This window comes from Microbacterium sp. NPDC097977 (genome assembly GCF_040302605.1).
GTDB lineage: Bacteria > Actinomycetota > Actinomycetes > Actinomycetales > Microbacteriaceae > Microbacterium.
In genome coordinates this window covers 24,380-43,462 of record NZ_JBEOUR010000009.1, presented here as the reverse complement: position 1 = coordinate 43,462, position 19,083 = coordinate 24,380, and the positions used below count along the sequence as shown (strand labels likewise).

Annotated in this window: 14 protein-coding genes; 10 read left to right on the top strand and 4 right to left on the bottom strand. The window is 66.4% G+C overall.

What is annotated here, in order from left to right:
* The first annotated feature begins 184 nt into the window (after window positions 1–184).
* The 9 genes from ABTZ43_RS03990 to ABTZ43_RS03950 all read left to right on the top strand — a co-directional run bounded on the left by ABTZ43_RS03990 (window position 185) and on the right by ABTZ43_RS03950 (window position 8,894).
* Window positions 185–1,861, top strand: coding sequence for an N-6 DNA methylase (locus tag ABTZ43_RS03990; RefSeq protein WP_350537889.1), 1,677 nt, complete (start codon window positions 185–187; stop codon window positions 1,859–1,861).
* Entirely contained in the window at window positions 1,851–2,750 is a 900-nt protein-coding gene (locus tag ABTZ43_RS03985) for a hypothetical protein (RefSeq protein WP_350537888.1), read from the top strand. The genes ABTZ43_RS03990 and ABTZ43_RS03985 overlap by 11 nt, the downstream gene beginning before the upstream one ends.
* A gap of 473 nt (window positions 2,751–3,223) precedes the next feature.
* Complete coding sequence (locus ABTZ43_RS03980) at window positions 3,224–3,637, top strand: TIR domain-containing protein (RefSeq protein ID WP_350537887.1); 414 nt, start codon at window positions 3,224–3,226, stop codon at window positions 3,635–3,637.
* Window positions 3,630–4,589: a caspase family protein gene (locus tag ABTZ43_RS03975; RefSeq protein ID WP_350537886.1), complete on the top strand. Its 960-nt coding sequence runs from the start codon at window positions 3,630–3,632 to the stop codon at window positions 4,587–4,589. The genes ABTZ43_RS03980 and ABTZ43_RS03975 overlap by 8 nt, the downstream gene beginning before the upstream one ends.
* A complete protein-coding gene (locus tag ABTZ43_RS03970) occupies window positions 4,589–5,071 on the top strand; it encodes a hypothetical protein (RefSeq protein ID WP_350537885.1) in 483 nt (160 codons plus the stop codon). Before ABTZ43_RS03975 ends, ABTZ43_RS03970 begins: the two co-directional genes overlap by 1 nt.
* A 427-nt stretch (window positions 5,072–5,498) precedes the next feature.
* Window positions 5,499–6,122, top strand: a complete 624-nt coding sequence (locus ABTZ43_RS03965) for a recombinase family protein (RefSeq protein WP_350537913.1) — start codon at window positions 5,499–5,501, stop codon at window positions 6,120–6,122.
* 270 nt (window positions 6,123–6,392) lie between these two features.
* Window positions 6,393–6,998: a histidine phosphatase family protein gene (locus ABTZ43_RS03960; RefSeq protein ID WP_350537884.1), complete on the top strand. Its 606-nt coding sequence runs from the start codon at window positions 6,393–6,395 to the stop codon at window positions 6,996–6,998.
* A gap of 524 nt (window positions 6,999–7,522) precedes the next feature.
* A complete protein-coding gene (locus ABTZ43_RS03955) occupies window positions 7,523–7,915 on the top strand; it encodes an ArsR/SmtB family transcription factor (RefSeq protein WP_149421735.1) in 393 nt (130 codons plus the stop codon).
* 1 nt (window position 7,916) lies between these two features.
* The gene (locus ABTZ43_RS03950; RefSeq protein ID WP_350537883.1) at window positions 7,917–8,894 is read left to right on the top strand and encodes an SRPBCC family protein; all 978 of its coding nucleotides are present in this window, start codon (window positions 7,917–7,919) and stop codon (window positions 8,892–8,894) included.
* Window positions 8,895–9,028: 134 nt separating this feature from the next.
* Here the strand turns inward: ABTZ43_RS03950 and ABTZ43_RS03945 are convergent, their stop codons facing one another.
* From ABTZ43_RS03945 to ABTZ43_RS03930, 4 genes are all read right to left on the bottom strand, one after another.
* Window positions 9,029–10,603 (bottom strand): LuxR C-terminal-related transcriptional regulator, encoded by a 1,575-nt coding sequence (locus ABTZ43_RS03945; protein WP_350537882.1) that lies wholly within the window; start codon window positions 10,601–10,603, stop codon window positions 9,029–9,031.
* A 110-nt stretch (window positions 10,604–10,713) separates the two neighbouring features.
* Window positions 10,714–16,326, bottom strand: coding sequence for a DUF7927 domain-containing protein (locus ABTZ43_RS03940; protein WP_350537881.1), 5,613 nt, complete (start codon window positions 16,324–16,326; stop codon window positions 10,714–10,716).
* A gap of 405 nt (window positions 16,327–16,731) precedes the next feature.
* The gene (locus ABTZ43_RS03935; RefSeq protein ID WP_314094941.1) at window positions 16,732–17,151 is read right to left on the bottom strand and encodes a DoxX family protein; all 420 of its coding nucleotides are present in this window, start codon (window positions 17,149–17,151) and stop codon (window positions 16,732–16,734) included.
* A gap of 43 nt (window positions 17,152–17,194) precedes the next feature.
* Window positions 17,195–17,932: a ribonuclease H family protein gene (locus ABTZ43_RS03930; RefSeq protein ID WP_350537880.1), complete on the bottom strand. Its 738-nt coding sequence runs from the start codon at window positions 17,930–17,932 to the stop codon at window positions 17,195–17,197.
* Window positions 17,933–18,013: 81 nt separating this feature from the next.
* On the opposite strand from ABTZ43_RS03930, the gene ABTZ43_RS03925 reads away from it, so the two are divergent.
* Entirely contained in the window at window positions 18,014–19,069 is a 1,056-nt protein-coding gene (locus tag ABTZ43_RS03925) for a mechanosensitive ion channel family protein (protein WP_350537879.1), read from the top strand.
* Window positions 19,070–19,083: the final 14 nt, after the last annotated feature.

Here is a 19,083-nt window from a genome sequence, read left to right as displayed (position 1 = left end):
TCATCCTCGCGGCTGGGTCAGCTGATGGTGCTCTAGTGCCAACGCTCTACTAGATCGATGAGATGGTCACCGTCACTGTGACATCTTGTCCGGCACGATCTCGAGCTGCGCAGGTCCGAAAGGATGTAGGCGGGTAGCCGCCTGGCGATGGGAATGTCGGGAGCTGGTCGCATAGTGTGATGTTGTGCTCCGTGACTCCGATACGCCCGCCCCGCTCGATACGTCGACGGCGCGAAAAGCACGCGGAGCGTTCTTCACCCCCGACGGGATCACGCAGCACATCGCGCAGTGGGCGATCCGAACTTCCGCAGACTCCGTGCTTGAACCCAGCACCGGCGAGGCCGCTTTCCTGACTGCCGCTGTGGAGCGCTTGATCGCGCTCGGCGGGACCGAGCCAGTCGTGCATGGTGTCGAGATCCATGGACCGAGCGCACAGGCCGCGCAGGCCGTGGTCGCGGCGATCGGCGGCCGCGCGCAGATCACGGTCAGCGATTTCTTCGTCGTCGAAGCCACCCAGGCCTTCGACGCGATCATCGGTAACCCACCATTTATCCGTTACCAGGAGTGGACGGGTGATCAGCGGGACCGTGCCCGGTTCGCAGCGCTGCATCAAGGCGTCGCGCTCACGGGGTTGGCGTCGAGTTGGGCGGCGTTCGTGGCGCACGCCGCAGGGTTCCTGAAGCCCGGTGGCCGGCTCGGCTTGGTCCTTCCAGCAGAGCTGTTGAGCGTGAACTACGCCGCCCCGATCAGACGATTCCTGCTGGAGAACTTCGCCAGTGTCGAGCTCGTCGTCTTTGACGAGCAAGTGTTCCCTGATGCAGAGGCGGACACGGTGCTCGTCAAAGCCGATGGGTGGAAGCAAGCCCCTGCCGGTCACGCCTCGCTGCGACAAACCCGCAACGCCACGACGCTCGAGAAATTGGAATCCGGCACTACCTGGGCCCCAATCGACACCGCTGACCGGTGGACACCGATGGCACTGTCCGAGACGACCACGGCCGTCATGTCACGCCTCGCAGCAGATGACAGCTTCGGGCCGCTGGAAACGTACGGGGACACCACCCTCGGAGCCGTCACCGGAGGGAACCGGTTCTTCGCGCTCTCACCCGCGCGTGTCCAGGAACTAGGCATCCCTCGGCGCGACTTACTCCGCATCAGCCCCCCGGGGAGCTCACACCTCCGCGGGCTCGCACTTACGGACTCTGGCCTGACTCGCCTTGGTCAACGAGACCTGCCCACCTGGCTGCTCTGGCCAAGTAACACCCCAGCAGAGGCCACGCTCCGTTACATCGAGTTCGGACACGCCACCGGTGTCGACCAGGCCTACAAGTGCCGCGTCAGAAAGTCCTGGTGGCGCGTCCCCATCCTCGATGCCCCGGACCTCTTCCTCACCTGCATGAATGCCGACACGGCACGGCTGACCACGAACGCTGCTGGAGCGCGCCATCTAAACAGCATCCACGGCGTCTACCTGCGCGACGAGCTGCGAGATATCGGCCGCGAGGTACTCCCCGTGGCGTCACTGAACTCGATGACGCTGCTCTCTGCAGAACTCGTCGGACGCTCCTACGGTGGCGGAATCCTGAAGATCGAACCGCGTGAAGCAGACCGGTGGTGGATGCCCTCCCCCGCCATGCTCACCAAGCACCGTGATGCGCTTGCAGCGGTGAAGCCGCGAGTACAGAGACTCCTGCAGAGAAAGGATCTCCTCAGCGCCGTTGCACTCGTCGACGACATCCTGTTCCCAGGGGTGCTGTCGACGCTCGAGCTGAATGTCCTGCGCGCAGATCACCAGGCTCTGACGTCCCGACGCACGATCCGAGGACGCAGCGGCGGGCGGGGGCAGGCCGATGGCAGCTAAGCCGGACTCGTTCACCCCATTCGACGCCACGCTTGCTGCCGCGCTGCTCAGCGACCCGTGGACGCACGGTCCTGGACAGCAGCCGGCGTACGCACCGGACTACTCACTCGCCCAAAGTCTCCTCACTATTCCGGTCGCGGCGAACAAGGGATGGGCCAGCGGTGCTCTCGCCAACGGCGTTGACTCGTGGCTTGCCCACGAACTTCGCCGCGCCGGCTTTGGGCCCGACGAAGTTTGGCCCCGCGCAAACCGACCACGCATCATGCCCCGCGACATCGCCGTACTTCTGGAGAAGCTCCCCCGCGCGCTCTCCGACGAGGTGCGAGCAAAGCTCATGGCGATGCCGGTCGTCGCCCCGACGGACGCGAAGATTCTTGGCCGCGCCTACGACAAGCAAGTCGATGTCGCGATCGCCCGATGGGACCGCGGCCCCGAGCTTCTCCTCAGTACCAAGACCATGGTGTCTTCGTTCGGGAAGAACCTTAGCAACCGGTTCGAGGAGGCGTACGGCGACGCCGGCAACCTCCGCAGCCGCTATCCCCTCGCCGCCGTAGGATTCTTCTTCGTCCAACGCGACACCATCCTCACCCAAGAGCCTGATGCGTTCGAGAAGACCGTCGATATGATGCGCAAGCTCCGCGACATTGGCGGCGGCAACGGCTACACCGCCACCGGTCTTGCTCTCGTCAGCTGGTCAGACGAAGACCCAACGGTGAAGGTCGAACTCGACCGCGTACCCGAAGATGTCCGCCCCGAGCAGTTCATGACGAAAATGATTGAGCAGATTCTCGCCGCAACCTCAGTCACCCACCACGTCGAAGTTCGGAGCAAGTACGAACGACGCGAGATCCCCGTCGCCGAAGACGACACCGAGACTGGTCTGATCTAGGAACTTTTCTGAGTCCACCGACCCAGAGTCGAGAGCTCTTGGTGTTCAGAGCTCAGTTTCGTTCACGACGGCAGCGCTCTCGTCGCCGCTCTCCACCCCCCGGGCGCAGCGACACCTAGGCATTGCCCTCGAACACCTCATCGCCGCCTCCCTCGACGAAGCCGGAAGCGACGAGATCGGCCACGACTCCCGCCATCACGATGGGCTGTTCATGGCCGCGCAAACCGTTATCGAATCACACTTCAGAGACCCGCATTCGATGTCGTCGCCCTCGCCCGCGAACTGTCCGTCAGTGTTCGGACGGTCCATCGCACCTTCGGTCCTCCGGGTCACCGAAGCACTAGATTGCCGAACCGGTAGGCACGTAAGCCGCACCGGAACGGCCGTGTCGTGGGCTGCCGCTACGATCAGGGTGAAGTCATGAATCGGCTATCGCCGGTCCCCGGGTGGGGAAATCTAACAAAGGAGTTGCCATGGCAGAACCGCGTGCATTTATCAGTTTTGATTTCGATAACAACGAAGAGTCGCGGCGACTCTTTGCCGGGCAGGGCAAAGAGAATTCGCCCACGCCTTTCATCATCCAGGATTGGTCGTCGAAGTCGGCGTTGGAGGAGGACGAATGGGAGGAGAAGATCGCGGCCAAGATCTCTGCCTGCAACATGGTGATCGTGCTCGTTGGCCGATCGATGGGCAGCGCCTACGGAGTGGCGGCGGAGATCGCCATGGCGAAGAACAAGAACGTGCCAGTGTTTGGCGTGTACGTCGACAACGCGACGACGAGCAGCACACTTCCTTCCGGCCTGGCACGTAACCGTGTGATCTCGTGGACGTGGGCTGGCGTCGCCGCCGCAATCGACCAGATGATGGGCGAAGGCAAGAATGCCTAACAGGCGTCGTGCCCTAGTCATCGGAATCGACGACTACCCCGGTTCGCCGCTCTTCGGTTGTGTCAACGACGCGAAAGCGATTGCCGCGCTTCTTGAGGCGCATCACGATGGTTCGCCGAACTTCGAGGTAGTCCTTCGGACCTCTGATGTCGACTCGATCACTCGTGGGAGCCTTCGCGAGGATATCCAGCGATTGTTCGTGCCGCGTGACGCCGACGTCGCGCTCTTCTATTTCGCCGGCCATGGGACAGAAAATGATCTCGGCGGCTACATCATGACACCGGACTTCGCGTCCGGGGACGAAGGCGTCAATCTGTCGGAGATCCTGAGTCGAGCCAACGCTTCTCCCGCCAAGGAGAGCGTGATCATTCTCGACTCGTGCATGAGTGGCGCGCTCGGGGCTTCGCCGTCGGCGAATAACAATGCTGCGGCGGTGAGCGAGGGCGTCTCGATTCTTACTGCGGCGCGAGCCGGGCAGACTGCCGCCGAAATCAATGGCAACGGCATGTTCACTGAGCTGGTGTGTGCAGCACTTGACGGCGGCGCGGCTGACGTTCTGGGGAACGTGTCGGCGCCGGCCATTTACACGTACGTCGAGGAAGCGCTCGGCGCATGGGACCAGAGGCCTCTCTTCAAAGCTCATCTCGGGCAAGTCGAGTCACTCCGCAAGGCACTACCTGCGGTTTCCGTAGAAACACTGAGGCAGCTGCCGAAATGGTTCCCGGCGCCCGACCACGTGTTCCCCCTTGACCCTGAGTACGAAGACACCGAGCTGGGCCACGACCCGGCCAAGGTGGCAATCTTCAAGAAGCTCCAGAAGTGTCGTGACGCCAAGCTGATCGAAGCAGTGGATGAAGACTTCCTCTACTTCGCCGCCATGAACAGCACGGGCTGCAGGCTCACCCTGCTGGGCCAGCGCTACCGAAAGCTAGCTGCGGAGCGACGGATCTGATGGCGGGCGCGGAACGCATCGGCTTCACCGGGCACCAAGGGCTCACGCCAGACACGGAGGTTCGCGTCCGTGAAGAACTCGACGCGGTAATTTCCGCCGCGTCGGGTTTGATCGGGCTGTCATCGCTCGCGGAGGGCGCGGACCAGATCTTTGCGGACCTCGTGCTCGAACACGGGGGGGAGCTGCATGTTGTCGTTCCCGCGCTCGACTACGAGTCGACATTCGACGATGTGGGGCTCGCGAACTATCGACGACTCCTTTCCATGGCGGCTGCGGTCACTTGCCTCGACCACCAAGAGTCCAACGAACAGGCTTACTGGGCTGCCGGAAAATACGTCGTCGAACATTCGGATCGAGTGATCGCAGTCTGGAACGGCCAACCGGCCGTAGGACTCGGAGGAACGGCTGACGTAGTGCGACACGCTGAAGAGCTCGGACGGGTCGTGACGATCGTCTGGCCGCCGGGATCAGCGCGAAAGTAGGGGGTTGGCGACTTGACGGTTCGACCCAACAGGCTCTCAACGAGTCGAACCCATGCCGGCCGACGTCCCATCGAGAGCCAAGAGAACCGAATGTCGCAGCCCGGCTCTTCTGACACGCCCGACAGGAGTCGAACCCGCGACTTGGTGCTCTGTCGACGGTCGGCCGCGCGCGCAAGCCGGTCCCTCAGCGCTCCTGGCGGCCATGGGGGGCCTGGCGCTCCCGCGCGGGGCAGAGCTGCCCGTTTAGGTGGTTCGACATAAGCCCGATGGGGAGGCGACATACGGACGAGCCCGCCCGCGCCGAACGTGTCTAATAACCCTAGCCTTACGAGGCGTCTCGCCCGACCCGAGGCGCATGGAGCGAACGCACCGTAATCCCGCGCCGTCAGATTCTCATAACTACGTGTCGCAACCAGCGACTCGTCGCGTGCTACGCGATGTTAGTTATGAGACAGGAAGTGGGCAGGGGACGACGAAGCTCATTGGGTATGCGCGGGTGTCGACGAAACAGCAGTCCACTGACCGGCAGGAAGTGGACCTGCTCGCTGTCGGCATCCGACGGGATGACCTCTACGTTGATCGCGGAGTTTCAGGTGCCCGCGCCTCACGGCCACAGTTCGACCTCGCTCTCGCCGCGCTCGAGCCCGGTGACACGTTGATCATCACGACCCTCGACCGGCTCGGCCGCTCCACGCAGAACATGCTCGCGTTCGCGGACGAGCTCCGTGCCCGCGGCGCCGGCCTTCGAGTCCTCAACCTGGGCGGCGGCGACGTCGACACATCCACCCCAATGGGCTCGATGCTCTTCACCATCATGGCCGCGCTCGCTCAGATGGAGCACGAGATCAAACGTGAACGCGTCACCGACTCCATCGCCAAGCGACGAGCCGCTGGCCACGATCTCGGCGGCCTGCCGCAGCGGATCACTGACAGCCAGATCCGCAGCGCTGTCCGCCTGGTTGAAGCTGGCGAACCCGCCGCCCAGGTTGCTCGAGACCTAGGCATGTCTCGAGCGACGTTCTACCGACGGTCTCGAGCCCTCGCCGACTGATCCCTTCACAGCCGAGACATGACGTGTGAAAGCGTCTGTGGTGGCGGCACCCACGACCGCGCCGAAAAGAGGGCTGCCGAAGTTTCGGCGCGTTTTGGTTTCGGCAGGGGGTATCGGCAGATCGATCGTCGGCGTGTCGCGCACCTGACCGTCGAAGTCGACCAGTCCACCGAAAATGATCGCTTTCGGCAGGCCATGCGAACACCGAGTGGGGGGCAAACTGATGCGCAGTGGCGTGTTTAGATCGCGGATGTGAAAGAGCTCTTTGTCGTGACTCATCCCGAAGCAACCCATCACGTGGAACATCGCGTCGGAGGATGGTTCGACTCGGAACTGACGGAGCGCGGAGTCGAACAGGCTCAACGAATTGCATCGGCCCTCGCAGCGAGCGTGCAGCCGGACGCAGCCCTCTATAGCTCCGACCTTCGCCGGACCGCCCAAACCGCGGCTGCAATCGGGGAGCAACTGGATCTTCAGCCGATATGGCTGGCCGAGCTACGCGAGAAGTCCTACGGCGCCGGCGAGGGCAAGCGCGATGCCTGGTTCCGTGAGAGATTCGTGCCGCCACCGCTGGACGGCGAACGAATGGACCATGACGAAGGACTCGAAGGTGCCGAAACGAAACTTCAATGGGCGCGTCGCGTTTACGCAGGCATGGAGATGATCCTGTCCGACTCCCCTCGACAGAAGATCATCGTCACCCATGGAGGATCCGCGACCCTGGTCATTGCTCGCTGGATCGGCATGCCGCTCGATGCTCTCACCCACGCGAGTTTCAAGGTGGACTCCGGCAGCATCACCCGACTGGTTGAAGACGACTACTTCCACAACCGCACTGTCGCTCACCTGAACGACACCGCCCACCTCGGCTCATGAGTCACGCGGGTCCTGCAGAACACGGTGAGATCTGGCGACCGTTTCGAGCACGATTCGCGCCGAAAACGATCGTTTGCGGCGGGCATCCGAAGTGCTGGCGGAAAGCGCGACACGCGGTGCTTCCCCGCCGTACCCCCCCCCGGCGAAACCGTAGGGCACCGAAACGGATGGTGTGTCCGTTTTGCGCAGGGTCAGCCAGCAACAAGCGCCCCATTTTGAGGTCTACAGGTTCCCCCGTCGGACCGTCGTCGCTCGCGAGCCAGTCTGAACATCAGATTCGTCTGCGTGACCTGAGCCGGCTTCATCGCCATCCCGAGGGGTGGAGCATCAGGTCCGTCACACGTTGTGGCTCGCCCGCACGATCACGCCTCACACCGCGGACAATCTCCCAAGACCTGCTTTAGTCCGGACTCAGTCTGATCCAGCGGCGGGTAGTCCGATGTAAAGCGTCTAGTCCGATCTAAAGACGCGATTCACATCGACACTCTTGACATCCACCCCGCGCAGGCATAACGTACAACCAAATGGTTGCACAAAGAGAACTGAGCGAAGCGGAGGTCGACCGTGTGTTCCACGCACTGGCGACGTCGACCCGACGCGACATCCTGCGCCGGACGATCGAGCGGGAGCAGTCCGTCTCGACCCTCGCCTCCGAATACGACATGTCGTTCGCGGCGGTGCAGAAGCACGTGTCCGTGCTCGAGGCCGCCGATCTCATCGTCAAGCGCGCCGAGGGGCGCGAGCGGCTCGTTCGCGCGAACCCCGAGATGATCGCCCGCGCCAGGGCGCTCCTCGCCCGATACGAAGAGCTGTGGCGGTCGCGCATCGCCCGGCTCGACGACCTGCTGGCCGAGGCGCCGGCAGATCGACCGACCACCGAAGACAGCACCCGCACGACCACTGGAGAAGGAGACTGATATGCCTGTCACCGACGTCATCACCGATACCGAGAACCTCACCATGACGGTCATCGCCGACCTCGCGGCGCCCGTCGAGCGGGTGTGGGACGTGTACAGCGACCCCCGTCAGCTCGAGCGCTTCTGGGGTCCTCCCGGGTGGCCCGCGACTTTCACCTCGTGGGATCAGACGGTGGGCGGCCGCGCCGATTACACGATGCATGGGCCTCGCGGCGAGAAGGCGGCAGGCACCTGGGAGTTCCTCGAGATCGACCGACCGCACGGTTTCGCGGTCATCGACGCGTTCGCCGACGACGACGGGCATCCGAACCCCGACCTGCCCTCCATGCGCATGACGTTCACCTTCGAGCAGACCGCCGAAGGGACGCGCATGGTCAACACCAGCCACTTCGCGTCGGCCGAGGCGCTCGAGCAGCTCATCGCGATGGGCGCGATCGAGGGGACCACCATGGCAATGAGCCAGATGGACGCCGTGCTGCAGGACCTCCGCGACTACGCGCAGGGCAAGGGCACGCAGGTCACGCTCCTCGACGACGTGCACGTGCGCATCACCCGCCTCGTCGAAGGGCCGCGCGAGCTGGTCTGGCGCGCTCACAACGAGCCCGACCTCATGAAGCAGTGGCTGCTCGGGCCCGATGGGTGGGAGATGACCGAGGTCACCGTCGCCACCGAGGTGGGGCAGAGCTATCGCACCTCCTGGGCGCCGGTCGGCGACACCGAGGGGGAGCCGTTCGGATTCGAGGGGGAGGCGCTGTTGATCGACGCCCCGCGGCGGTCGGTGCAGACGGAGCGGATGGTCGGGATGCCGGTCGAGACGCTGAACGACCTGAACCTCTACGAGGAGGACGGGGCGACTCTCATCACCCTCTACATCGAGTACCCCGACAAGGAGACGCGCGACATGATCCTCGCCACCGGCATGGCCGAGGGCATGGAGACGTCGTACGCACGCCTCGAACGGGAGCTGCTCGCAGTCTGACGGGTGAGACGCCGAAAGACCGGTGGGTTCCCCGAAGGGATCGGCCGGTCTTCCGCGTTCCTGGTGCGCTTCTCCGGAGTCGGAGTCGGGGTCATGGGGCGGCGCGATCGCCGCCCCGCGCGCGCCAGGACGATTCAGCCCCCGTCGTCCTGCGGAAGGGGGATGTAGCCGTGCATGCTGGCGGCGCGCTTCAACTGCGAGAAGGTGGTGACGCCGACCTTGCGGTACACGGTCCTGAGCTGCGTCTTCACGGTGTTCACCGACACGAAGACGGCCTCCGCGGTCTCTCCGACCGTCAGTCCGCGCAGTCGTGCGGCCAGCACGACGTGCTCACGCGGGGTGAGCGAGAGGAACGGGTCGTGCACCCGGGATCCGGCGGTGCGGAGGATGTGTGCGGCGATCTCCGGAGGGAGGGACTCGGAACTGCTCTGCATCAGCGTCGGGATCTCGCGACCGTCTCCCACCGCCAGCGCGCTGTAGAGGTGTTCCCGGTTGGCGAGCGCCACCGCTGACTCCCACGTCCTCGACGCCGTCGGCACGCCGAGAGAGGACTCCGCGCCGGCTTTGAGGGCGAGCGCCGCGACCATGACCCAGGGCGACGCGGCCGGCGACAGCGTCAGAGCGGTGGCGGAGCGCTCGACGCGCTCGACGCGACCGGATCTGGCGTCGTCGGCGATCTTCCACAGCTCGATCATCTTCGCGCCGAGAGACGCCGGCGGAACGACGGCGCCGTTCAGCTCGAGACGTGCCGCGGACTGCGAACCAAGCTTCGCCAGCAGTCTGTGTCGGGCGATGGCGAGGAAGGCCGCGCCTTCTCCTCGCTCGGCGCGCTCGTCGGGCATGTCGGCGGAGGCGGCATCGATCTCGGCGAGGATGGTGACCGCATCCACGTGCGACCCGACCAGCAGCGCGCTGAGGAGCTTGTGAGCCGGCCAGCGTTCACGGGCGGGACGCAGATCGATCTGAGCGAGGACTCGACGTGCCTCGTCGAACTCGAACGTGCCGATCAGGAGCATGACCTCCGCGAGCTGCGCCGGCACGATGCTGCGCCCGGCCCACCACGCATCGCCGATCTCGGGCAGGCGGGCGAGCCACGCGCGTGCCTCGGTGTTCCTGCCGGCGAGTGCGTCGACCCAGGCCAGCGCTCCCGCCGCTCGTGCGCGGCCCATCTGATCATCGATCATCAGAGCGATGTCGTAACTGTCGACGAACTCCCGTCTGGCACCGTCCAGATCCCCGGCGAGCTCACGGACGTAGCCCCAGGCGTAGGTCATCTCGGGCAGCGCCTGCTGCATCTGCTCGCGGTCCGAGGACTCCGCCGCGTCGAGGAGCTCTCGCGCCTCGCGGGCCATCTTCTCGGCGGCGTCGTACTCGCCACTGGCGCGTCGCGCCGTCGCCCGGATGCTCAACTGCACGAGCTCATCGAAGACGCCGCGCGGTGGACCCGCGGGAGTCGCCTTGCGGAACCGCATCGTGTGCGCGTGATCTCCCGGGGCGATGCGGTCGAGGTAGCCCTTCGCCAGAGAGGCGCGGGGGTGAGCGACCAGAACCTCATCGGGCAGGGCCTCGAGCGCCTCCCTGGCCGACATCGGATCCTGTGCGAGGAGCTCCGTCCAGTTGCCCTGGATGAAGGAGACGAGGTCCTCCCACGCCTCAGCGGTGATCAGCGCATCCATCGTGATGCGCAACGATTCGGATCTCAGCGCCACGTTCTCGCCCCGTTCCTTATCCCACTTCGCAGCCTATCCGTGCCGGACAGGCCTATCTCCCCCGAAAAACGGGCCCGATGACATGCGGCTGCCATCGGACCCGCTCGCTGTCAGGCCGGTTCCATCGCCTCGGCGCCATCGCGCCGGCCGTTGCGCCGTCGGATCAGGCCGTATCCGATGAGGAGCAGCACCAGTCCCGCGACGGGCGCGGTCATCCAGAGCGCCATGCCGGTGGTGGCCAGGCCCGGAGGCACGATGGTCGTCTGCGTCCGGCAGTCGGGGTCGCTCGAGCCGGGGATGCAGTTGGCACCGGATCCGTCGGGAGTGACGACCACGTTGAGGATCTCGCCCACCTGCCGGATTGTGACCGAGTAGGTGACCGTCGCCGTCTCGCCCGGTGCCAGCGCGCCTGCCCAGGAGAGAACCGGCCGCGTGTAGACAGCCGAACCGGTTGCGTCGTCGTTGAACGTCGCGATCTCCAGCGTCGAGCTGAGATCGTCCGTGAACGTCGCCGGACGCTCCGTCGTGTACGCCACCTGTCCGGTGTTGGTCACGGCGATCGTGAACGTGACGGTGTCTCCGACGACGGCGACGGCTGTCGATGCCGTCTTGCGCACGTGGTACGCCGCCACCGGAGTGTCGGTGATGCATCCGTCGCTGGTCGCGCATCCGCCGCCGGGACCGTCGGGGACGACCACGTTCCGGAGGTTGCCGTCACCGGTCGCGGGTGCGTTCACGGTGACCGAGTACGTGATCGTCACCGATTCGCCGATCGCCAGGGGACCGCTCCAGCTCAGGGTGTCGCCATCGACGGTCGCGCCGCCGGTGGCGTCTCCGTTGTAGGTCGCATCGTCGAGCACCTCGCTCAGGTCGTCGGTGAAGGACGCGGCCGTGTCGTCGGTGTAGGCGACCTGGCCGGTGTTGGTCACCGTGATCGAGTAGTCGACCGTCCCGCCGAGCGTCACGTCGTCCACGTCCGCCTGCTTGACGACCGTGTAGGAGGCGATGGGAGTGTCGGTGATGCACTGTCCGTCGACGCACTCACCTCCGGGGGAGGAGGGGGCGACCACGTTGCGGAGGGTGAAGTCCCCGGTCACCGGGTCATCGACCGTGACGGAGTAGGTCACTTCTCGCACCTCGCCGACCGCGAGCGGTCCCGACCACGTGAGCGTCGTTCCGCTGACCGCGCCGCCCGGCGAGACGTCGTCGTTGTAGGCGGCGTCGTCGAGCACGCGGGAGAGGTCGTCGGTGAACGACGCCGGCTCCTCCGTCGTGTACGGGATCTCGCCGGTGTTCGTGACGGTGACGGTGTAGGTCACCACGTCGCCCGGCAGTGCCGATCCGGGCTGAGCGGACTTCGAGACCGTGAACGATCCGGAGGGGACGTTCGCGATGCACGCGGGATCCGTCGAGCCCGGTTCGCAGTTCCCACCGATGCCGGGCGGGGTGACGACGGCGTTCTCGAGCGTCTGGTCGCCTGTCGCCGGGTCGTTCACGGTGACCGAGTAGGTCACGGTGACCGTGTCTCCGACCGCGAGCGGACCAGCCCAGGTGAGGGTCGGCTCGTCGTACGAGACCCCGGCCCCGCTGGTGCTCACCGCGTTGCCGTCGTAAGCGGCGTCGTCGAGCACCTGCGACAGGTCGTCGGTGAACGATGCCGGCTGCGTGTCGGTGTAGTCCACCTGTCCGGTGTTGGTGACGGTGATGGAGTACTCGACGACGTCTCCGGGCAGGACGGCGGTGGCATCCGTCGACTTCTCCACACGGAGGGAGCCGATCGGCGTCGTCGTCTCGCAGGCGGTCGCGCACGACCCTCCGGGTCCGGTCGGGGTGACGACGTTGCGGAGCACGAAGTCGCCCGTCACCGGCTTGTCGACCGTCACCGAGTAGGTGATGTCGATGCTCGCCCCCGCAGCGAGCGGGCCGGACCACGTGAGGGTCGTGCCCGACAGCGTGGCGCCGTTCGTCGCATCGTCGTTGTACGAGGCATCGTCGAGCACCGCCGAGAGATCGTCACGGAAGGACGCCGGATCGGCATCCGTGTAGGGCACGGCACTGGTGTTGGTCACGGTGACGGTGTAGGTGACGGTGTCACCGGGCATCGCCGTCGCGGCGCTGGAGGTCTTGTCGACGGTGAACGAGGCGACCGGCGTGGTGGTTCCGCAATCGCCCTCGCCGCAGGATCCGCCGGGTGCATTGGGGACGACGGTGTTGGTGAGGTTCTGGTCGCCCGTGATCGGGTCGTTCACGGTGACCGAGTAGGTCACCTCGACCGTCTCTCCGACACCGAGGGGGCCCGACCACGACAGGGTCGTCTCGGTGAGTGCCGCACCTGCAGAGGCGTCGTCGTTGTACGTCGCGTCATCGAGCACCGCCGAGAGGTCGTCGGTGAAGGATGCCGGCGCCGCGTCGGTGTAGGCCACCGCTCCGGTGTTGGTGACGGTGATCGTGTACGTGACGACGGCACCGGGCATCGCCGTGTCGGCCGATGCGGCCTTCGCGACCGCGAACGAGGACACCGGCGTCTCCGTGACGCATGTCGCGTCCGGATCGCACTCGCCTCCGGGGCCGGTCGGCGTCACCCGGTTCTTCAGAGCGTCGTCGCCCGTCGCCGGGTCGTTCACCGTGACCGAATAGGTCACCGTGACCGTGGCGCCGACGTCGAGCGCACCGGACCAGGACAGCGTCTCGCCGGCGACCGTCCCTCCGGCGGAGACGTCGCCGTTGTACGAGGCATCGTCGAGAACCGCGGAGAGATCATCGGAGAAGGTCGCAGGGGCATCGTCCGTGTACGCCACCGAGCCGGTGTTGGTGACCGTGACGGAATACGTCACCACGCCGCCGGGCAGGACCGTCGCGACGCTCGCCGCCTTCGACACGGTGTACCCGCCGATCGGTGTCGTCGTGCACTGCTCGGTCGCGGGGTCGCACTCCGCCGGCGGGGTCGTTCCCGGGGGGACCAGGAAGTTGTCCGAGCGGTTGTCGCCACGCTCACCCGACGGCTTGACCTCGACCGTATAGGTGACTTCGGCGGTCTCGCCTGCCGGCAGCGTGCCGCGCAGCTCGAGGATGCCCTCGGTCGGCCCGTCGAGCGTCACCGAGTCGGTGTCGGACTCGGGGCTCCCCACGAGGGTCGCATCATCGAGCACGCCGCTGAGATCGTCGTCTCGGTTCACCGCTGCCGTCGTCGCACCGGTGTTGGTGATCGTGATGGTGTACGTGAGCTCCGTCCCCGACTGCACAGGACTCGCCGACGCGACGACGCTCTTCGTGTAGCTGATGCCGGTGATCGGCGTGCTGGTGCAGTTCGGGAGCTGGGTGTCGTCCGGGTCGCACTCCGGGTCGGTGGGCGGGTCCTCCCCGGTCGTCAGCAGGAAGTTGGTCGCCACGCTGTCACCGCGCTGCCCATCGGCGCGAACGACGACCTGATAGGTGACGGTGTACGTCGCGCCGGGCGCCACGCTCCCGGTGATGGCGATCTCGTCGCCGGTGCGCACAGCCGTCAGGTTCGCCGAGGTCGGCTCGCTCGCGATGTCCGCGTCGTCGAGCACGTGGATCAGGTGATCGGTGGCGTCGACCGTCGCTGCAGCCGCTCCGTCGTTCTTGAAGAAGAGGGTGTAGGTGAGGACTGTGCCGGCGACGGTCGGCGTCGCCGACGCCCGCACCTGCTTCCACTGGGTGAGGCCCGATCCGGGGATCTGCACGAAGTCGCACGCGGGTGCTCCGGGAGCGACATCCTCGTCGGGGACGCATGCCAGGTTGCGGAGGTTCATGTCTCCCGCGCCGGTATAGGTCACGGAATATGTGATGGTGGCTTCGGCGCCCGCAGCCAGCGCTCCCGACCACGACAGCGTGCTGTCCGTCACGGTGACCGCACCCGTCGAGGCTGTGGCGTCGCCGTTGTAGTCCGCGGCATCGAGCACGTTGGAGAGGTCGTCGGTGACGCTCGCCGGGGCGGAGGCCGTGTACGCACCCGGGCCCGGGTTCCGGACCGTGATCGTGTACTGCACGGTCTCGCCGACCGCGGGCAGCTCGGTGCGGTCCGCCGACTTCTCGATGGTCAGGCGCGGAAGCAGCACCGTCACCGCGGCACACGCCTCACCGGTGACCGGGTCGTTGCCGGCAGCGTCTGCGGGATCGCACGCCGGGGTGACGGGGGTGTTCGGATCGTTCGGCTGCCAGGCGACGTTGCGCACAGTGCCGTCGCCGGAGGAGCCCAGCGTCACGCTGTAGGTCAGGGACACCGACTCGCCGACGCCGAGCGCACCGCGCCACGACAGCAGGGGGCTGGTGTAGGTCAGTGCGCCCGGACGGCTGGCGGCCGCGTCGTTGCCGTAGGCGCCGTCGTCGATGACCTTCGACAGGTCGTCGAACACCACAGCGGGGTTCGCGTCGGTGTACGCGCCCGTGCCGGTGTTCGTCGCCGTCACCGTGTAGGTGACGACGTCGCCGGGCCGCGCATCCGCCGACGCGTCGGAACTCTTCGTGATCGCCAGATCAGGTGGCGTCGCCGCATTGGAGAACGTGCAGAGCACATCAGAGCCTGCGAAACCGTTGTTCGGCATGACGAATGTTCCCGACGGCCCGCTCCCCTGTGCGAGCTGTCGTCCGCTGACGGAGTCCACACACGTCCACGTGCTGGTGTAATTGCCGAGGATCGTGCCGTTGGAGCCCGCCTCGGTGATCGTGTAGGTCTGACCGGGCGTACCGATCACCGGACCCGCCACCTCGGCGGGAGTGCCCTGGACGCCCGAGTCCGAGCCCTGCGTCGTGCCGGTGTTGCCCTGGGAGATGGCTCCTCCGGTGACCGAGACGGTGAACTGGTCGCCGGCGACCACACGGCCACCCGGGAGGTCCTTCACCACCCGCACCACGTTCGGAGACGCGCAGGAGCCGAAGTCGGCGACGGTGTTCGTCGTCGGCGTCATCGTCACCGTGTTGATCGTCGCTCCGGTGCTGGGGTTGACCGCGTAGCGGACACGATCGGTGCCGCCGTCGGGGATGCCTGCGAGGTACAGCAGCCCGTCGCCGCCGAACGCCATCGAACCGAGCGACCCGGCAGGAGGCGAGGCGATGCTCGTCGTCGTGAGCAGTGCGCCGGTGGCCGTTCCGGTCGTGGGGATCGTCTCGTTCACCGAGAGCAGCAGGCCCGCGCTGACGATGTACAGACGCCCGGCGTTGTCGAAGGCGAAGTCGCCGTTGTTCCCCGCGCCCAGAGGCACTCTGGCGACGATCCCGGAGATCGCGGTGTCGGTGGCGCGGTTGAAACCGTAGATGTAGAGCGTCGAATCGGCGACGGCTCCGTAGTAGTAGACGTCGGTGGCGGCATTGAAGGCGCCCATGACGATGCCGCCGCTGGTCGCGGGAAGACCGGTGAGGGTGACGGGGTAGTTCGCCACCGCTCCGGTCGTCGCGGTGACACTGGTCACGAACGCGGTCGACTGACCTGGCTGCTGGGTGGCCAGCCAGAACAGTCCGGCCTCGCCGTCGACCGCCAGAGCGTTGTGCGTGCCGGCGTACGTCAGGGTGTTGTTGCGCGTCAGGACCCCGGTCGCGGTGTTCATGCTGTAGATGTTGTGCAGGCCGTTGGCATCGGGGCTCTGATCCAGGGCATACACCTGGCCGCAGGAGATGGGATCGTTCACCGCTGCCACGGCGGGCGGTGCCGTCAGAACTCCTCCGGCGACGAGCATCCCTCCGACGAGGAGGCCCGATGCGCCCATCGCGATCGCGCGCCACCTGCGGAGAAGACCGCGCGTTGAATCAGTACGGGTTCGACCCATGGTGATCGGTTTCCTTTGCTCACCCAGGTGCTCACACGTGGGTTCTCCCATTCACACGGGGTGAAGAGACCGTGTGAGAACTGCGACGAAATACCCCCACGCGACGGTGGCGAGTTTTCTGCAAGTTACATGTCGGGGCGGCCGGTTCTCAGCGGATCCATAGTTCGGGTGCCCTGATTCACCCTTGTTTTCACCTGTATCGCGGCCGACACGCCCACGACCCTCCTCGCGGGCGGATGCTCGCGGTCCTCCGCCCACAACGACGGAAGACCGGTCGGTTCCTCGGGAACCGACCGGTCTTCCGTGTCGCTGATGCGCGGCTCTCGCCGACGCGCTGCTCCGCGGTCAGGGAGCGGATCGATCGCCGCCCCGAGCGCGTGGGCGGCGCGTCGACCACAGGGCGAGGGCGATCAGCACCGGCTGGAAGAACAGGCGCACGAAGCGCTTGGCGTCGGTGTCGAGCCCGAAGGCGTCGCGGTGCTCCACCCACTGGGCGATGTTGCCGGGGAAGACGGCGAGGAAGAACAGTGCCGTGATGACTCCGACCAGCCCGCGGCGCTTGCGCGCGACGAGCAGAGCCGCGCCGAGCCCGACCTCCACGACGCCGGAGGCGAGAACGGTCACGTCGGGATCCAGCGGCACCCAGTCCGGCACCTGCGCCTGGAACTCGTCCCGCGCGAACGTCAGATGCGAGACGCCGGCGAAGACGAGGAAGGAACCGAGGAAGATCCGACCGACCGTGCGTGCGACATTCTTCTTCGACATGGTGCGAGTGTACGCGGCACGTCTCAGCGCAGCATCGAGAACATCAGATCAGGCGGCGGAGCGCCTCTTCGAGTGTGATGCCCTGTGCCTCGGCACGGTCGCGCAGGCGGGCATGCTCGTCGCTCGAGAGCGCCAGCCGCACCTCGATCGGATCGTCGACGGGGGCGTACAGACTGTCGAGCAGATCGGATGTCTCGGCCCAGAGCGGCTCGGCGATCGTCGTGGTCACGGTCGGCGACGCCGCAGGGGCATCAGCGTCGCGGGTCGCGGCGGCCGCGATCGGAGCGGATGCCGCCGCGGCCGCGCCGGCATCCGTTGCCATCGTGAAGCCCGGTCCGCGGCGCGGCTCCTGCTTCGCCTGGTAGGCCTTGGCGGCGGCATTCGCCCGCTCGTCGGCCGCTTCGTTGAGCGGGTGACCGGCGTGGCCCTTGACCCAGGAGAACTCGACGTCGCGTCCGCGGATCGCCTCGTCGATGCCCTCGAGCAGGTCGCGGTTGAGCACCGGACCGCCGTCGGACTTGCGCCAGCCCTTGCGCTTCCACCCCGGCATCCACTTGGTCACCGAATCGATCACGTAGCGGCTGTCGCACTCGATCATCAGCTTCTCGGAGATGCCGGCCGTGGCCTGCAGCAGTTCGAGCACGGCCCGCAGCTCGCCCTGGTTGTTCGTGCCGTGCGGGGACCCGCCCGCCGCCCAGTTGTCGTCGTCGATGTACCAGGCCCAGCCGTTGGGGCCGGGATTGCCCAGGGCGGAGCCGTCTGCGGCGGCGGTGATCGTCATCCCTCCACCGTAGCCGCGACGGGCGACACCGCCCGTCGCGCTCTTTTCGTGGGCTGCGGGGCCGCGGCATAGTGTGGTCGGATGCCTTCCGACTTCACCTGGGATTCCTGGATCGGCACGACGGCGGCCCTCGGCGTCGCGATCGTCGTCGCCGCGGCCGCGCTCGTGGTGCTGGCGCTGGTCGCCGGCCTGATCGGTCGTCGCGTGCCGTGGGTGCGTGATCTCGCCCGACGGATCCGCAACGCGATGATCGTGACGGCGGCGGTGTCGGCGGTCTGGATCGCCCTGTCCGTCACCGAGCCCGCAGCGCAGGACTGGTGGCCGGCCGTCTCGAGGCTCTTCCTGATCGCCACGATCCTCACCGGGTCCTGGCTCGTCGCCGCCTCGACCTCGTTCGGCTTCGAGAGGCTCATCGACCGCGAGGAGAGCGCGCTCGTCGGACCCGAGGCGCGTCGTCGGCGCACGCAGCTGCTCGTCATCCATCGCCTCGTGCTCGTCACGATCGCCGTTCTCGCACTGGGCGCGGTGCTGTTCACATTCCCCGAGATGCGCGCGGTCGGCACGAGCCTGCTCGCGTCCGCCGGGATCGTCAGCATCATCGCGGGCCTTGCCGCGCAGTCGATCCTCGGCAACCTGATCGCCGGCGTGCAGGTCGCCTTCACCGATGCCATCAAGGTCGGCGACGTCGTGGTCATCCAGGGGGAGTGGGGACGGATCGGCGAGATCAACCTCTCGTACGTCGTCGTCTACATCTGGGATGAGCGGCGGCTCGTCGTGCCGTGCAGCTACTTCACGACGACGCCGATCGAGACCTGGACGCGGAGATCCGACAAGATCCTCGGCACCGTGTACCTGGATCTCGACTGGCGGGTGCCCATGGATGAACTGCGTGCCGAGTTCGCGCGCGTCGTCGAGGCGTCGTCGGCCTGGGACGGCCGTTCGCTCGACGCGGTGGTGACCGACGCGCAGGGCGGTGTCGTCACCGTGCGTCTGGTGATGTCGGCCAAGGACTCGGGTGACCAGTGGTCTCTGCGCTGCGAGGTGCGGGAGAAGATGATCGGCTGGCTGCAGCGCGAGCATCCCGAGGCACTGCCTCGCACGCGCGTCGATATGGGCGCTGCGCGCGACGCCGACTGACTCGACGCGTGGGC

What these genes read in the sequence shown, in the direction of transcription:
- ABTZ43_RS03985 (WP_350537888.1), top strand. Translation starts at nt 1,851, where the DNA reads ATGGCAGCTAAGCCGGACTCGTTCACCCCATTCGACGCCACGCTTGCT.
- ABTZ43_RS03980 (WP_350537887.1), top strand. Translation starts at nt 3,224, where the DNA reads ATGGCAGAACCGCGTGCATTTATCAGTTTTGATTTCGATAACAACGAA.
- ABTZ43_RS03975 (WP_350537886.1), top strand. Translation starts at nt 3,630, where the DNA reads ATGCCTAACAGGCGTCGTGCCCTAGTCATCGGAATCGACGACTACCCC.
- ABTZ43_RS03970 (WP_350537885.1), top strand. Translation starts at nt 4,589, where the DNA reads ATGGCGGGCGCGGAACGCATCGGCTTCACCGGGCACCAAGGGCTCACG.
- ABTZ43_RS03955 (WP_149421735.1), top strand. Translation starts at nt 7,523, where the DNA reads ATGGTTGCACAAAGAGAACTGAGCGAAGCGGAGGTCGACCGTGTGTTC.
- ABTZ43_RS03950 (WP_350537883.1), top strand. Translation starts at nt 7,917, where the DNA reads ATGCCTGTCACCGACGTCATCACCGATACCGAGAACCTCACCATGACG.
- ABTZ43_RS03940 (WP_350537881.1), bottom strand. Translation starts at nt 16,326, where the DNA reads ATGGGCGCATCGGGCCTCCTCGTCGGAGGGATGCTCGTCGCCGGAGGA.
- ABTZ43_RS03935 (WP_314094941.1), bottom strand. Translation starts at nt 17,151, where the DNA reads ATGTCGAAGAAGAATGTCGCACGCACGGTCGGTCGGATCTTCCTCGGT.
- ABTZ43_RS03930 (WP_350537880.1), bottom strand. Translation starts at nt 17,932, where the DNA reads ATGACGATCACCGCCGCCGCAGACGGCTCCGCCCTGGGCAATCCCGGC.
- ABTZ43_RS03925 (WP_350537879.1), top strand. Translation starts at nt 18,014, where the DNA reads ATGCCTTCCGACTTCACCTGGGATTCCTGGATCGGCACGACGGCGGCC.